General features: G+C 44.0%; 1 protein-coding gene. It reads left to right on the top strand.

Annotated elements, in window-relative coordinates; all coding sequences use genetic code 11:
- A partial coding sequence (locus ACWHAR_RS32510) for a glycogen/starch/alpha-glucan phosphorylase (protein ID WP_452089107.1) occupies nt 1-505 on the top strand: 505 nt, incomplete at both ends.

Raw genomic sequence — 505 nt, 5'->3', positions numbered from 1 at the left:
TTCTTATACAAATCATACAACATTGTCAGAAGCGCTCGAGAAATGGCCGATTCATTTGTTTAAGCCGCTGCTCCCGCGAATGTACATGATTATTGAAGAGATCAATGAGAGGTTTTGCCGCGCAGTTTGGGAAAAGTATCCGGGAGACTGGAAAAGGATAGAGGACATGGCGATTACAGCGCATGGTGTTGTCAAAATGGCTCATCTGGCCATAGTAGGCAGTTACAGTGTAAATGGCGTTGCAAAAATACATTCCGATATATTAATGGAAAGGGAGATGCGCGACTTTCACTTGCTGTTTCCGAATCGTTTTAACAATAAGACGAATGGAATTGCCCACAGGCGCTGGCTGTTAAAAGCGAATCCAGGCTTGTCTGCCATCATTACAGAGGCGATCGGCGATGAATGGGTCAAACAGCCGGAATCACTGATCCGTTTAGAACCGTACGCCACTGATCCTGCATTTATTGAACAGTTTCAAAACAACAAAAGCAAGAAAAAACAA

The organism is Bacillus sp. LR--39, assembly GCF_053613335.1.
This window is presented reverse-complemented; position numbering and strand designations above follow the sequence as displayed.